This window comes from Neolewinella litorea (assembly GCF_004803465.1).
GTDB lineage: Bacteria > Bacteroidota > Bacteroidia > Chitinophagales > Saprospiraceae > Neolewinella > Neolewinella litorea.
Map to the genome: position 1 here is coordinate 1 of NZ_SRSF01000033.1, position 1,430 is coordinate 1,430.

Sequence of the window (1,430 nt, forward strand, 5' to 3'; positions counted from 1 at the left end):
TACGAGCGGGAGTGCCTGCGGCGGCTACCCTCGCAGCCCTTTGAGTTACGCACCACCACCCGCGCCAAGGTGCAGCGCAACTACCACGTCGAGCTGGGGCCGAACCACAACTTCTACAGCGTGCCCTACCAGTACGTCGGCCAGACCGCTACGGTGGTCTACTCCCGCCGCAGCGTGGAGGTCTTTATTGGTACCGACCGGGTGGCTACCCATCCCCGCCTACATCCCGCCGATCGCTACCGCTACCGCACCGAAGCCGGACACCTGCCGCGCAGCCACGCCGAGTACCTGGCCGCCGAAGGCCACGACGGGGCCCACTTCCGCTCCTGGGGTGCCCGCATTGGCCCGGCCACGGCCTGGGCCGTCGACCGGATACTGACCAACAAGTCCTTCGAAGTCCAGGCCTATCGCTCCTGTCAGGGGGTGCAGAGCCTGGCCCGGCGTTACGGGCCCGACCGCCTGGAAGCCGCCGCCGAGCGCTGCCGCACGGCCGGACAGGCACGCTACGGTATGCTCCGTAACATCCTGGAGCGGGGACTGGACCGGACCGGTGACCAGTGCGACCTGTTCACCCCGCCGGACCACGACAATATCCGCGGACCGGCTGCTTACCGATAAGCGCTCACCCAATAATCCACTCTTCATCAACCCTTTGCGATATGACTTCTGCTTCTTTAACCACCCTGCGCGAACTCCGGCTGGCGGACATGGCCGCGGCCTACGAAGCCATCCTGGCCCTGCCTCTGGATCAACAACCCGAAGGCCACGATATGCTGGCCCGCCTGGTTGACGCCGAACGCCAGGGCCGCGCCCACCGCCGTACCCAGCTCAACCTGCGCCTGAGCAAACTGCGCTACGCGGCCACGCTGCAGGACATCGACTGCGCCGCCGACCGTAACCTGTCCACCTCTCAGCTGGCCGTTTTGAGCGACCCGGCCTGGATGGGGCGGGGCGAGAACGTGCTCATCACCGGCGCTACCGGCTGCGGCAAATCTTACCTGGCCTGCGCACTGGGTAACCACGCCTGCTCACTGGGCAAGCGTACGCTCTACTTCAACATGAACCGGCTGTGCGAACAGATCGCCGTAGCGAAGGCAGAAGGGAGTGTCGTGAAGTGGCTGGACAAGCTCAAGAAGGCACGGCTGCTCATCCTGGACGACTTCGGGCTGCAGGCCATCACCCACCCGGTAAAACTCCTGCTGCTACAGATCCTTGAAGACCGCTACGAACGAGCCGCCACGGTGATCGTCTCCCAGCTACCCGTAGCCAAATGGCACGCTTATCTGGACGAACCGACCGTAGCAGACGCCATCCTGGATCGCCTGATACCAAAGGCTCACCGGATCGAACTCAAGGGCAAAAGCCTACGCAAACGACCGGATCACCTATCTTTATAATCCATTAACGGCGCGAGTTATCCACAGGGGGGG

General features: G+C 63.9%; 2 protein-coding genes. Both read left to right on the forward strand.

Going from position 1 to position 1,430, the window contains the following annotated elements; all coding sequences use genetic code 11:
- Positions 1-618: Mu transposase domain-containing protein (locus E4021_RS18265; protein WP_406603367.1), on the forward strand; the 618-nt coding region annotated here is incomplete at its 5' end.
- Between the two features lie 41 nt (positions 619-659).
- Positions 660-1,397, forward strand: a complete 738-nt coding sequence (gene istB, locus E4021_RS17950) for an IS21-like element helper ATPase IstB (RefSeq protein WP_136460867.1) — start codon at positions 660-662, stop codon at positions 1,395-1,397.
- Positions 1,398-1,430 lie beyond the last annotated feature (33 nt).

Excerpts from the sequence above, each read along its gene's own strand:
- istB (WP_136460867.1), top strand. The coding sequence starts at position 660 with ATGACTTCTGCTTCTTTAACCACCCTGCGCGAACTCCGGCTGGCGGAC.